Here is a 12,279-nt window from a genome sequence, read left to right as displayed (position 1 = left end):
GGTCGAGGACCGCTCCGGTGCTGGTGCTGGTGCTGTCGGTCATGAGACCACCAGCCTACGGCCCGGCGCGGTCGGCGACCGGCGCGGCGGTCCGACCCGGCCGGGAGGCCCGTCCCGCGCGGTCCGGCTGGCTCAGCGGACGACGTGCCCGGTGGCGCGCAGCGCGTCCTTGACGTCGCCGACGGTCATCTCGCCACGGTGGAAGACGCTCGCCGCGAGGACCGCGTCGGCTCCCGCGTCGATGGCCGGTGCGAAGTGCTCGACGCGTCCCGCGCCTCCCGAGGCGATGACCGGCACCGAGGACACCGCGCGGACCGCGGTGACGAGCTCGAGGTCGAACCCGTTCTTCGTGCCGTCCGCGTCGATCGAGTTGACGAGGAGCTCGCCCGCGCCGCGCTCGACCGCGTCGCGCGCCCAGGCGATCGCGTCGATGTCGGTCTCGGTGCGGCCGCCGTGGGTCGTGACGACGAAGCCCGAGGTGGTGCGGGCGGAGCGCTTGACGTCGAGGGAGAGCACGACCGCCTGCGAGCCGAACCGGTCGGCGATCTCGGTGACGAGCTCGGGCCGGGCGATCGCGGCGCTGTTCACGCCGATCTTGTCCGCACCGCACTGCTGCAGCCGCGAGACGTCGTCGACGCTCCGGACACCGCCCCCAACGGTGAGCGGGATGAACACCTGCTCGGCGGTGCGGGTGACGGTGTCCCACATCGTCGCGCGGTTCTCGACCGTCGCCCCGACGTCCAGGAAGGTCAGTTCGTCCGCGCCCTGCTCGTAGTAGCGGGCGGCCAGCTCGACCGGGTCGCCGGCGTCCTGCAGGTCGAGGAAGTTGACGCCCTTGACGACCCGGCCGCCGGACACGTCCAAGCACGGGATGACACGGACGGACACGCCGCCGAGGGCGGTCGCGACGGGCGCGTCGGTCACAGGCGTGCGGCGTGGATCGGGCTGACGAGGATGGCCCGCGCGCCGAGGTCGTAGAGCGCGTCCATGATGAGGTTCGCGTCCTCGCGCGGGATCATCACCCGGACCGCGGACCAGTCGCGGTCGTGCAGCGGTGAGACGGTCGGTGACTCGATGCCCGAGGCGATCGCCGTCGCTCGTTCGAGCAGCTCGGACGGGATGTCGTAGTCGAGCATGACGTACCCGCGGGCGACCAGCACGCCCTGCAGGCGGCGGCGGAGGACGTCGATCCCGGCGATGGTCTCGTCCGTGGTGATGAGGACCGCGGTGGACTCGAGGATGACCGGACCGAAGATCTCGAGGCCCGCGGCGCGGAGCGTGCTGCCGGTGGACACGACGTCCGCGACCGCGTCGGCGACACCGAGGCGGACCGCGCTCTCCACGGCGCCGTCGAGCTTCACGAGCGTCGCGGTGACGCCGTGCCGCGCGAGGAACTCGCCGACGAGTCCGGGGTAGCTCGTCGCGACCCGGACGCCCTGGAGGTCCTGCAGCGCCGCGTAGCGACCGGGGGCCCCGGCGAACCGGAAGGTGGAGTCGGCGAACCCGAGCGCGTCGACCTCGTGCGCGGCCGAGCCGGAGTCGAGCAGCAGGTCACGGCCGGTGACGCCGACGTCGAGCGCGCCCGAGCCGACGTAGGTCGCGATGTCGCGCGGCCGCAGGAAGAAGAACTCCACCCCGTTGCGCTCGTCGAGCAGGTGCAGCGCCTTCGGGTCACGGCGACCGGCGTACCCGGCCTCCCGGAGCATCTCGGAGGCGGTCTCGGACAGGGAGCCCTTGTTGGGCACGGCGATGCGGAGCATCAGGGGTCTGCTTCCTGGAGGAGGGTCGGTGACGGGTCTGCGGTGCGCTGGACCAGCGCTCCCTACAGATGTCGCCAGACGTCCGCCGGGGTGAGGCCCTTCGCGACCATGAGCACCTGCAGGTGGTACACGAGCTGCGAGATCTCCTCCGAGGTGCGCTCGTCGCCCTCGTACTCCGCCGCCATCCAGACCTCGGCGGCCTCTTCCACGATCTTCTTGCCGATCTGGTGCACGCCGGCATCCAGTTCGGCGACGGTGCCGGAGCCCTCCGGGCGCGTCCGCGCCTTCTCGGTCAGCTCCGCGAACAGGTCGTCGAACGTCTTCACGCTCCCAGGCTACCGGTCCGCGAGGGCACGCTGCGCCGCCGCCCGGAGATCGGCGATGCGCGCTGCCGGCTCCCCGCCGTACACCGCGGAGCCGGCGACCAGGGTGTCGGCGCCGCTCCGCACGGCCTGGGGCACGGTGTCGACCGCGATGCCGCCGTCGACCTCGAGCCAGACGTCGAGCCCCGACGCGTCGACCGCCGCGCGGGCGTCGGCGAGCTTCGGCATCACCTCGGGCATGAACGACTGCCCGCCGAACCCCGGCTCGACGGTCATGAGCAGGACCATGTCGTAGGCGTCGAGGTGGTGCAGCACCTGGGTCACCGGCGTGCCGGGCTTCAGGGCGACGGCGGCACGGGCCCCGTTCGACCGGATCGCCGCGGCGGTGGCCACGGGGTCGGTCGCCGCCTCGAAGTGGAACGTGACGCTGGCCGCGCCGGTCTCGGCGTACTTCGGTGCCTCGGTGTCGGCGTCGGTGATCATGAGGTGGACGTCGAGCGGGACCGGCGAGACCTGCTGCAGGCGCTGCACGATCGGCAGCCCGAGCGTCAGGTTCGGCACGAAGTGGTTGTCCATGACGTCGACGTGCACCATGTCGGCGGTGTCGATGCGCTGGAGCTCGCGCTCGAGGTTCGCGAAGTCGGCGGACAGGATGCTCGGCGAGATGCGGATCGTCACCCGTCGAGCCTACCGGCCGCGGTTCAGGCCGTTCGGCGCACGAGTGCGATGAACATCGCGTCGGTGCCGATGCGGTGCGGCCAGAGCTGCACCGTCCGGCCGTCCGCGACCCGGGGGTCACGAGCGGCCACCGACCGGACCACGGACGCCGTGTCGAGCTGCTCGAGCTCGTGCCCGTGGCGGCGCATCAGGGCGTCGACCTGTCCGCGGGTCTCCGCCAGGTGCGGCGAGCACGTCACGTAGGCGAGCGTGCCGCCCGGTGCGAGGACCCGGACCGCGGCCTCGAGCAGTTCCTCCTGCAGGACGGCCAGCTCCGCGACGTCCTCGGGCTGCTTCCGCCAGCGGGCCTCCGGACGACGGCGCAGCGCACCGAGCCCGGTGCACGGCGCGTCGAGCAGGATGCGGTCGAACCGCACGCCGGAGCCGTCCTGTCCGAACCGACGGCCGTCGCCCTCGACCACCGTGACGGTGTCGCGGAAGTCCCGGAGGGCCTCCCGGACGAGTCCCACCCGGGCCGGGACGAGCTCGTTCGCGACGAGGGTCGCCCCGGCCTGCGCGGCCTCGGCCGCCAGGAGCGCCGCCTTGCCGCCGGGACCGGCGCAGAGGTCGAGCCACCGCTCGCCGGGCCGGACCTCGGAGGACCGGGAGAGCGCGAGGGCGGCGAGCTGCGAACCCTCGTCCTGCACGCGGAGGCGCCCGGCCGCGACGCCGGGGACGCGTGCCGGGTCGCCGGCGACCCCGCGGATGCCGACCGGTGAGACGGGCACGTCGGGCGCGACCGGTGCGGTCGCGGGCGCGGTGTCGCCACCGGCGGTGTCGGCGGCGGCGGCGTCGTCGCCGACAGCGCGGTCGCCGGTCGTGTCGTCGTCGACGGGACCGACGGGAGGCTCGTCACCGGAGGCGTCGCCGTCACCCGTGGCGCGCGCGGTCGCCTGCTCGACGTCCTCCGCGGTGGCGACGCCGGGCAGTGCCGCGAGCTGGACCCGGGGCGCCTCGTTGTCGGCCGCCAGGAGTGCGACGAGTTCGTCGCGGGAGCGCTCGGCGGCGAGGGCGTCACGGAACGCCGACACGACCCAGACCGGGTGCGACCACCGCGTCGCGAGCAGTGCCTCGCCACCGAGGCCCGCCGTCACCAGGGCGTCCCACTCCTCCGGGGTCTTCGCGGCGACCTTCCGCATCACGGCGTTGACGAAGCCGGTCGCCCGGGCGACCCCGACCTCTCGGGCGAGTTCGACCGTGGCGGACACGGCCGCGTGGGTCGGTGTCCGCATGGCGAGCAGCTGGTGGACGCCGAGGCGCATCACGTCGAGCACGTCGGCCTCGACGAGGTCCGCGCGACGTCCGGAGGCCAGGGCGACGACGGCGTCGTACCGGCCGATCATCCGGATGGTGCCGTAGGTCAGCTCGGTCGCGAAGCCGGCGTCGCGGGCGCTCAACCCGGCGCGGCGGATGCGGGTCGGCAGCAGGAGGTTCGCGTAGGCGTCGTCGACCTGCACGGCACGGAGCACGTCGAACGCGACCCGGCGGGCGCTGACCTGGCGGGCTGCCTGGGGACGACCGCCGGTCCGACGACCGCCGACACCGGGTCCGCCGCTGCGCCGGCCCTCGTCGCCGCTCCCCTGTCGGCCCCGCGGCCGTGCCTGTCCCGCGCTCATGCGAGCACCTTCCCGTCGAGCGGACCGAGCCCGCGGGCCCAGGCCGCGGCGTCCATCGCCTTCTTGCCGGCCGGCTGCACCTCGCGCAGCACGAGCGGCTCGTCCGCCGTGCCGACCAGCAGCACACCGTCCACCAGTCGGAGCGCACCGGGGGCGGGACGCGGGGCGGTCTCCCCCGCGCCGCCCGGCCCGACCCGGCCCGCCCGGAGCAGCTTGACCCGGGTCTCGCCGAGCAGCGCGAACGCGCCGGGCTCGGGGGTGACCCCGCGGAGTCGTGCGTGCACGACGGCGGCGGGGGCTGCGAAGTCGGTGCGGCCGTCCTCGAGCGTCAGCTTCGGCGCCGTCGTCGGCTCGCCGACCTGGTCGGCGGCGACCGCGGTCCCGGCGGCGAGGTCGTCGACGACCCGGACGACGAGCTCGGCGCCACGCTCGGCCATCGCGCTGAGGACGTCGCCCGACGTCGCCTCGGGATCGATCGTGAACGGCTCGGTCGCGAAGACCGGGCCGGCGTCCAGGGCCTCGACGAGCTGGAACACCGTCGCCGCGGTGGTCGTCTCACCGGCCATCACGGCGCGCTGCACCGGGGCGGCGCCGCGGTACGCCGGGAGGTCCGAGAAGTGCAGGTTCACCCATCCGAGCCGCGGGGCGTCGAGGGCCGGACGGCGGAGCAGCGCCCCGTACGCGACGATCACGCCGAGGTCGACGTCCAGGTCCGCGATCCGGGCGGTCACCTCGTCGTCCACGCGGGCGGCCTCGATCACCGGGAGCCCGAGCTCCGACGCGACCTGCGCGACCGGCGTGGGGGTGAGCACGCGCTTCCGTCCCTGCGGCGTCGGCGGCCGGGTGAGCACCGCCGCGATCTCGTGGTCGGACGCCGCCAGAGCGCGGAGGGTGGGGACCGCGGCAGCGGGGCTGCCGGCGACGACGAGACGCATCGGACCAGTCTCCCACGAGACCCGGACGGGACGGGCGGCCGAGGTCGCGCTCGGTCCGCGCCGGGACTGGGTGTGTGCGGAGGCGGTCCTGCCTACGGTCGCTGGCACCTCGACGGAAGGACCACCATGACCAGCGACGCACTGCCCCTGCCCGACTTCGACCACCTCCCGCTCGGCAACCTCGCCGAACACGTCCGCCCGCTCGACCGCGACCAACTGCAGACCCTGCTCGACCACGAACGGGGCCACGGCGACCGACTGCCGGTCGTGCAGGTGCTGACCTCCCGCATCGCAGCCCTCGACGCCGGCGCCGAGCCGACCGGGACGGTCCCCGAGCACCTGCCCGAGGTCCAGCAGGGCACCGCCTCGCCCGCCGTCACGCCAGCGACCTCCGGCCCGGTGGTCAACCCGCCGTCGCACGGCGACCCGACCAACCCCGCCCAGCCGCGCTGAGCCCGGCAGCCGGAGGTCCCGTCGGCCGCTCCGTCCCCGTGACGAGGGTCCGCGGCACCTCCGGACGTCCCCGTCGTCGCACGGGTACGGTCACAGGCAATCCGCTGAAAGGAACGACCATGTCAGACCGACTGTCCACCCCCGCTCCCACCAGCTTCGCCGAGACGCCCGTCCAGAAGGGCGCCCTCGTCGTCGGGATCGTCTTCCTGCTCGTCGGCCTCGCCGGCTTCGTCCCCGGCCTCACGACCGGTGACCTGGGCGGCGCCGGCAACGACTCGATGGGCATGCTGCTCGGCATCTTCCAGGTGTCGGTGCTGCACAACATCGTCCACCTGCTGTTCGGCGTCGTCGGGGTCCTCGCAGCACGTCGTGCCAGCGGGTCCCGGTTCTACCTGGTGATCGGCGGCGTCGTGTACTTCGTCCTCTGGATCTACGGCCTCTTCACCGCGAACAGCGACAGCGCGGCGAACTTCGTGCCGCTCAACTCGGCCGACAACTGGCTGCACCTCGTCCTCGCGATCGGCATGGTCGCGCTCGGCGTCGTGCTGTCCCGCGGCCGTCGCGCACCGGTCGGTGCGGAGCGCACTGCTCGCTGATCCGCGTCGGTGACGGACGGGAGGCCCGTGGCGGGATCGCCACGGGCCTCCCGTCCGTCCGGGCCGCACAGCGCGGGGGCGCGTGCAGCGCGGGGCGCGTGGAGCGCGGGGCGCGTACAGCGCGGGGCCCGTTCAGCGCGGGTCAGACCTCGGAGAAGGGTTCGGCGTCGTCCATCCGGACCCGGAGCGCCGGGGCCGCCCGCCGCTTCGTGCCACCGGCGACGACCCGTCGTGTCGAGGAGCGCCGGATCACCTCCGCCTTGAGCGTCGCCGCGACCTCGGCGCCGTGTCCGTACGGGAAGCGCACGATCGCGCGGACCGTGCCCGGCGTCGGGTCCTCCACCGGGACGGGCCCGAGGACGGGCCCCACCGGAGCGTCGCCGAGTGCCTCGACCGCGCCGGTGACGGCCTCGTCGGTGCCGGTGAGGGTCGCGACCCGGACGGCCGGCGGGAAGAACAGCTCGCGGCGGTCGGTCAACTCGTCGTGCGCAGGCAGGTCGAGCCGCCAGAGTGCCATCGCGTTCGCGAGCTTCCCGCCGATCCCGACCAGGTAGACCGGAGCACCGGGCGCGCCCTTGGCCGCGGCGTTCGCCCACACGCGCAGGACGTCCTCCTGCACCCGGAGCCCCTCCCGCGCGAGCATCCGCTCGCCGTCGAGGAGCAGGACGCACGCGTACCCGCCGGCGACGTCCGGCTCGGCTCCGCGGGTCGCGACGACGACGGCGGGACGCGCCGTGACCTCGTCGATCGGGCGGGACCCGTCGGCGACGACGATGCGGGTGTTCGGGAAGGCCCGGCCGAGTTCGTCGGCGGTGCGCTGTGCCCCCTGGCCGACCGGCTTGAGCGTGCCGTTGCCGCACGTCGGGCAGCGGTAGCCGGCGGCGAGGGCACCGCAGAACCGGCACTGCGGGGTGGACCCCGCGTGCGGACTGCCGAGCGGGCCGCCGCAGACCCGGCAGTGCGCGCGCTCCCCGCACTCGGAGCAGACCAGTCCCGTCCCGAACCCGGGGTTCGACACCTGGACGAGGACCGGACCCTCACGACTCGCCTCGCGGGCGGCCCGCCACGCGCTGCTCGGGATCCGGGCCTGCGCGGCGAACCCGTCGGCGTTCGTCTGGTGCGCCGTCGGCACGACCTTCGGCACCCGGACCCGGTGCGGAGCGAGCTCCTGCAACCAGCCGAGCTCGACGAGCCGCTGCACGTCGGTGCTCCGGGCGTGCGAGAGCATGAGCAGCGCCGCGCCCGACTGCGCGGTCCGCACGAGGGCGACGTCCCGGGTGTGCACGTACGGTGCACGCTGCTCGGCGAAGGACGGGTCGCCGTCGTCCCACAGCGCGATGAGCCCGAGGTCGGCGGCCGGGGCGTACACGGCGGCCCGGCTGCCGATCGCCACCACGGGGTGGGTCCGGGCGGTCAGGAGCGCACGGGCCCGCTGCCCGTTCGTCTGCTTGGCGTCGAAGCGGACGACCCGCTCCGGCGGCAGGAGGACGTGCAGCGCACGCTCGAGGTCGGCGACGTCCCGGAAGTCGGGGACGGCGAGCACGGCGGAGCGCTCGCCCGCCAGGGTGTGCGCCGCGGCCTGGGCCAGGGTGGCGGCCCAGCCCGGCACCCAGACGCCGTCGGGCGCGTCTGCGGCGACCGGCTGCGGACCGCCGTCGGCGGGAGCAGGGCCGTCCGCTGTCGGGTCGGCGTCAGCGCCGGCGTCAGCGTCGGCGTCAGCGTCAGCGTCAGCGTCAGCGTCGACGTCTGGCTCCGTCGCGGGCGTCGGTGCCGGTGCCGGTGCCGGTGCCGCGAGCAGCACCGGGTGCGGGACGGCACTGACCGCCGCACGGCCACCGGCGTCGATGACGGCCTCGAGCGCGCCGTCCGCGTACCCGGTGACCGGGACCGCCTCGACCGCCGGCGGGACGTGCTCCGGGTCCCGCTCGAGCCAGGCCTTCTCGGGCCGGACCTGCCGGGTCGGCACCGCGAGCCGCAGCACGTCACTCGCGACCCCGGCGGCACGGTCGGCCACGGCCCGCGCGAGTCGCCAGACCTCGGGCGCGAGCACCGGCACCGGGCTCACGAGTTCCTCGATGACGCTGAGTTCCCCCGGGAAGTCGTGTTCCGGGGACAGGGCGTCGTCCGACACGACCTCGACCACGTAGGCGTCGGTCATGCGCGCACCGGAGCGCAGCGGCACCTTCACGCGGACCCCCGGCACGCAGTCGTCCTCGAACTCGGCCGGCACCCGGTAGTCGAACAGACGGTCGAGCTGCGGGAGCGGCGAGTCGAGGACGACGCGCGCGACGGTGGCCACGGAGGGCCTCAGGCGGTGGCGGGGACGAGTCCTGCCGCGGTGCGGAGCTCCTCGACGCGGTCGAGCTGCTCCCAGGTGAAGCCGGGCAGGTCGCGACCGAAGTGCCCGTAGGTCGCCGTCTTCGCGTACTTCGGCGTGAGCAGGTCGAGGTCGCGGATGATCGCGGCCGGTCGGAGGTCGAACACCTCGGTGATCGCGGCTTCGATCGTGGCGTCGTCGACGTGGCCGGTGCCGAAGGACTCGACGTACAGACCGACCGGCTTGGCGCGACCGATCGCGTAGGCGACCTGCACCTCGAGCCGGTCGGCGAGTCCCGCCGCGACGGCGTTCTTGGCGACCCAGCGCAGGGCGTACGCCGCCGAGCGGTCCACCTTCGAGGGGTCCTTGCCGCTGAACGCGCCACCGCCGTGCCGCGAGGCCCCACCGTAGGTGTCGACGATCACCTTGCGCCCGGTCAGGCCGGCGTCGCCCTGAGGTCCGCCGATCTCGAACCGACCGGTCGGGTTCACGATGACGTCCACACGGGACGAGTCGAGGTCCACCAGGTCGAGGACCGGACGGATGACGTGCTCGGTGATGTCGGCCGTCAGCTGCTCGAGCGTGACGCTCGGCGCGTGCTGCGTCGACAGCACCACGGTCTCGACGGTCTTCGGCGTGACGCCGTCGTACCCGACCGTGACCTGGGTCTTGCCGTCCGGGCGCAGGTACGTCAGCTCACCGGACTTGCGGACCGCTGCGAGCTTCTCCGCCAGGCGGTGTGCGAGCCAGATGGCGACGGGCATGTACTCGGGCGTCTCGTTCGTCGCGAAGCCGAACATGATGCCCTGGTCGCCCGCGCCCTGGCGGTCGAGCGGGTCCACCCCGGCACCCGAGCGGGTGTCGAGCGACTCGTCGACGCCCTGCGCGATGTCGGGCGACTGCGCACCGATCGAGATCTCGACGCCACAGGTACGGCCGTCGAAGCTCACGTCGGAGGAGTCGTAGCCGATGCCCGTGATGACGTCACGGACCAGCTGCGGGATCTCGACGTAGCCGGAGGTGGTGACCTCGCCGGCGACGTGCACGAGCCCGGTCGTCACCATCGTCTCGACGGCGACCCGGGCGTGCGGGTCGACCGTGAGGAGGGCGTCCAGGATGGCGTCCGAGATCTGGTCGCAGATCTTGTCGGGGTGGCCTTCGGTCACCGATTCCGACGTGAAGAGACGGAGTGCGCTCGTCACCGGGATCAGACGGTGGGCTGCTGCTGCTTGGTGACGGTCAGCTTGTCCTCGTTGATCTCGTGGAGCGCGACCGAGAGCGGCTTGTCGTCGATCGTCGAGTCGACGAGCGGGCCGACGTTGTCGAAGAGCGAGCCCTCGTGCAGGTCGGCGTAGTAGTCGTTGATCTGGCGGGCGCGCTTGGAGGCGAAGATCACGAGCGCGTACTTCGACTCGACCTTGCTGAGCAGGTCGTCGATGGGCGGGTCGATGATGCCCTGGGGGTTGGCCATGGGGTTGCTCCTCGTCGTCGGTGCACCCGTCAGGGCGCAGAGAACAAGTCTACGACCTCGCGTGCCGCCGTGCTGACATCCGAGTTCACGATCCGCACGTCGAACTCGTCCTGCGCGGCGAGCTCCACCTTCGCGGTCTCGAGCCGCCGGGCCTGCTCCTCGGCGGACTCGGTGCCGCGGCCGATGAGCCGTCGGACGAGTTCGTCCCAGGTCGGCGGCAGCAGGAACACGAGCACCGCCTCGGGCATGGCGTCCCGCACCTGCCGGGCACCCTGCAGGTCGATCTCGAGCATGACCTTCTCGCCGGCGTCGAGCGCACGGTCGATCGGCGGCCGCGGGGTGCCGTACCGGTACGAGTTGTGCACGGTGGCGTACTCGAGCAGTTCGCGGTCGCGGATCATGCGGTCGAACTCGGCGTCGTCGACGAAGTAGTAGTGCACCCCGTCGACCTCGCCCGGGCGGGGCTTGCGGGTCGTCGCGGACACGCTGAGGTTCACCTCGGGGTACTGCTCGCGGATGTAGGCGCTGACGGTGCCCTTCCCGACCGCGGTCGGCCCCGCGAGCACGACGAGCTTCGAGGCCCCCCGCTTGCGCCCACGTGCCGCCAACCAGTCCGCGAGCTCGGTGCGCTGTCGGCTGCCGAGGCCGCCCAGGCGCTTGGACGGCGCGATGCGGAGGGCGCCCATCACGGCCTCGGCTCGGGCCGGACCGACACCGGGCAGGCTCGTGAGGAGGTCCCGCACCCGGAGCGACCGCTCGGCGGCGGTCGCCGCGACGTCCGACTCGTCCTCCGACCACGCGGCCTTGGCGACCTCGAGCGGCGACCGCTCCCCCGACGCCACCGCGGCCTTGACGGCGGCACGTGCTCGTCGTGCGGCGACGGCGGCCTTCGCGGCCGCGACACGGTCGACCTCCGGCGGGTTCCGGTGCGCGGGGAGCTCGGCGCGGTCGTCCGTGGACGTGTCGGGCGCTGCCCCGGTCTGCTCGGTCACGCGGCCACCGCCAGGGCGCGCGCGATCCGCTCCGCGCGGTCCGCCACCAGGCCGGCGACGGCGTCCGGACCGTCGACGAGCAGGCCGCGCGACTCGTTCACCAGGACCTGCTCGGCACGGCTGCCGTACAGCCCGCGGAGGTCCTCGATGCGTGCGCCCTGCGCGCCGAACCCGGGCGCGAGCACCGGCGCCGCGCCGATGTCGTCGGCGGTGATGCCGAAGTCGTCGAGGTCGAGCGTCGCGCCGAGCACGAGCCCGACGTCCCCCAGGGCCTGGTCGGCCGTCGTCCGGTTCTCGTCTGCCACGTCCACGACGATACCGGCCGCCACGGTCCGACCGGCACGCGGCCCCTCGGCCACCACCGCCGTCTGGAGCACGCGTGCCTCCGGGTTGCTCGTCGCGGCGAGCACGAACACACCCGCTCCGTGCGCACGGGCGACGCGGATCGTCCCGGCGAGCGAGGCGTACCCCAGGTACGGCGACACGGTCATCGCGTCCGCCGCGAACGGCCCGTCGCGGTCCAGCCAGGCGAGCGCGTAGTCGTCCCCGGTGGACCCGATGTCGCCGCGCTTCACGTCGGCCACGACCAGGAGGCCCGCGTCCCGTGCCCGACGGATCGTCGCCTCGAGCGCCCGGAACCCGGCCGCCCCGGCGGCCTCGAAGAACGCGACCTGCGGCTTCACGACGGCCGCACGGCCCGCGGCCGCGTCGACGAGGGTGGCGCCGAACGCCGTGAGGCCCTCCTCGTCGCGGCCGAGCCCCCACGCCGCCAGCGTGGCGGCGTGGGGGTCGATCCCGACGCACAGGGCCGAGCGCGCGTCGATGGCGGCCGCGAGCCGGACGCCGAACGGCGTCACCACCCGGCCCGCTCGAGCGCGTAGTCCTGCAGGCTGCGGACGCTGTGCGGCGTCCCGATCGTCTCGATCGCCGCGACCGCCGCGCCGAGTTGCGAGATCGTCGTGAACAGCGGCTTGTCGGCCGCCACGGTGGCCGCACGGATCTCGTACCCGTCCGCACGACCCGAGGCACCGCTCGGCGTGTTGATGACGATGTCGACCTCGTTGCGGGCGAGCAGGTCGACGACGCTCTCCTGCCCCTG

At 73.9% G+C, this 12,279-nt stretch carries 14 protein-coding genes; 2 read left to right on the top strand and 12 right to left on the bottom strand.

All coding sequences use genetic code 11. The features are described 5' to 3' along the window. Nucleotides 1–132: 132 nt before the first annotated feature. The 6 genes from hisF to fmt form a co-directional block, all read right to left on the bottom strand. Nucleotides 133–924, bottom strand: coding sequence for an imidazole glycerol phosphate synthase subunit HisF (gene hisF / locus DEI84_RS15265; RefSeq protein WP_258371801.1), 792 nt, complete (start codon nt 922–924; stop codon nt 133–135). Further along, nucleotides 921–1,760 carry an ATP phosphoribosyltransferase gene (gene hisG, locus DEI84_RS15260; protein ID WP_110891506.1) on the bottom strand — a complete coding sequence of 280 codons (840 nt, stop codon included), beginning with the start codon at nt 1,758–1,760 and terminating at the stop codon, nt 921–923. Before hisG ends, hisF begins: the two co-directional genes overlap by 4 nt. A gap of 62 nt (nt 1,761–1,822) precedes the next feature. Next, the gene (locus DEI84_RS15255; protein ID WP_058742152.1) at nt 1,823–2,086 is read right to left on the bottom strand and encodes a phosphoribosyl-ATP diphosphatase; all 264 of its coding nucleotides are present in this window, start codon (nt 2,084–2,086) and stop codon (nt 1,823–1,825) included. 9 nt (nt 2,087–2,095) lie between these two features. Further along, nucleotides 2,096–2,761 carry a ribulose-phosphate 3-epimerase gene (gene rpe, locus DEI84_RS15250; RefSeq protein ID WP_110825054.1) on the bottom strand — a complete coding sequence of 222 codons (666 nt, stop codon included), beginning with the start codon at nt 2,759–2,761 and terminating at the stop codon, nt 2,096–2,098. Nucleotides 2,762–2,784: 23 nt separating this feature from the next. Next, nucleotides 2,785–4,416: an RsmB/NOP family class I SAM-dependent RNA methyltransferase gene (locus DEI84_RS15245; RefSeq protein WP_110891505.1), complete on the bottom strand. Its 1,632-nt coding sequence runs from the start codon at nt 4,414–4,416 to the stop codon at nt 2,785–2,787. Further along, a complete protein-coding gene (fmt, locus tag DEI84_RS15240; protein WP_110891504.1) occupies nt 4,413–5,351 on the bottom strand; it encodes a methionyl-tRNA formyltransferase in 939 nt (312 codons plus the stop codon). Before fmt ends, DEI84_RS15245 begins: the two co-directional genes overlap by 4 nt. Nucleotides 5,352–5,477: 126 nt before the next feature. Here fmt and DEI84_RS15235 point away from each other — a divergent pair, with 126 nt between their 5' ends. Both DEI84_RS15235 and DEI84_RS15230 read left to right on the top strand, forming a co-directional pair. After that, entirely contained in the window at nt 5,478–5,804 is a 327-nt protein-coding gene (locus DEI84_RS15235) for a hypothetical protein (protein WP_110825057.1), read from the top strand. Between the two features lie 119 nt (nt 5,805–5,923). Then, complete coding sequence (locus DEI84_RS15230; protein WP_110825058.1) at nt 5,924–6,400, top strand: DUF4383 domain-containing protein; 477 nt, start codon at nt 5,924–5,926, stop codon at nt 6,398–6,400. 142 nt (nt 6,401–6,542) lie between these two features. Here DEI84_RS15230 and DEI84_RS15225 read toward each other — a convergent pair whose 3' ends face one another. The 6 genes from DEI84_RS15225 to DEI84_RS15200 all read right to left on the bottom strand — a co-directional run. Further along, on the bottom strand, nt 6,543–8,699 hold the full coding sequence (locus DEI84_RS15225) for a primosomal protein N' (RefSeq protein ID WP_110891503.1): 2,157 nt from the start codon (nt 8,697–8,699) through the stop codon (nt 6,543–6,545). 8 nt (nt 8,700–8,707) lie between these two features. Continuing rightward, nucleotides 8,708–9,919 (bottom strand): methionine adenosyltransferase, encoded by a 1,212-nt coding sequence (metK, locus tag DEI84_RS15220; protein WP_110891502.1) that lies wholly within the window; start codon nt 9,917–9,919, stop codon nt 8,708–8,710. A gap of 5 nt (nt 9,920–9,924) precedes the next feature. After that, on the bottom strand, nt 9,925–10,188 hold the full coding sequence (gene rpoZ / locus DEI84_RS15215) for a DNA-directed RNA polymerase subunit omega (RefSeq protein WP_110825061.1): 264 nt from the start codon (nt 10,186–10,188) through the stop codon (nt 9,925–9,927). Between the two features lie 29 nt (nt 10,189–10,217). Then, nucleotides 10,218–11,180 (bottom strand): guanylate kinase, encoded by a 963-nt coding sequence (gene gmk, locus DEI84_RS15210; RefSeq protein ID WP_110891501.1) that lies wholly within the window; start codon nt 11,178–11,180, stop codon nt 10,218–10,220. Beyond that, complete coding sequence (pyrF, locus tag DEI84_RS15205; RefSeq protein WP_110891507.1) at nt 11,177–12,037, bottom strand: orotidine-5'-phosphate decarboxylase; 861 nt, start codon at nt 12,035–12,037, stop codon at nt 11,177–11,179. Before pyrF ends, gmk begins: the two co-directional genes overlap by 4 nt. Continuing rightward, nucleotides 12,034–12,279 (bottom strand): hypothetical protein (locus DEI84_RS15200; RefSeq protein WP_146236391.1); only part of this gene is annotated, 246 nt, incomplete at its 5' end. The genes pyrF and DEI84_RS15200, both read right to left, overlap by 4 nt.

The organism is Curtobacterium sp. MCBD17_023 (genome assembly GCF_003224415.1).
Taxonomy (GTDB): domain Bacteria; phylum Actinomycetota; class Actinomycetes; order Actinomycetales; family Microbacteriaceae; genus Curtobacterium.
The sequence above is the reverse complement of the archived record's forward strand: the minus strand, read 5'-3'. Positions and strand labels throughout refer to the sequence as shown.

Excerpts from the sequence above, each read along its gene's own strand:
- DEI84_RS15230 (WP_110825058.1), top strand. The coding sequence starts at position 5,924 with ATGTCAGACCGACTGTCCACCCCCGCTCCCACCAGCTTCGCCGAGACG.
- fmt (WP_110891504.1), bottom strand. The coding sequence starts at position 5,351 with ATGCGTCTCGTCGTCGCCGGCAGCCCCGCTGCCGCGGTCCCCACCCTC.
- DEI84_RS15245 (WP_110891505.1), bottom strand. The coding sequence starts at position 4,416 with ATGAGCGCGGGACAGGCACGGCCGCGGGGCCGACAGGGGAGCGGCGAC.
- hisG (WP_110891506.1), bottom strand. The coding sequence starts at position 1,760 with ATGCTCCGCATCGCCGTGCCCAACAAGGGCTCCCTGTCCGAGACCGCC.
- rpoZ (WP_110825061.1), bottom strand. The coding sequence starts at position 10,188 with ATGGCCAACCCCCAGGGCATCATCGACCCGCCCATCGACGACCTGCTC.
- DEI84_RS15235 (WP_110825057.1), top strand. The coding sequence starts at position 5,478 with ATGACCAGCGACGCACTGCCCCTGCCCGACTTCGACCACCTCCCGCTC.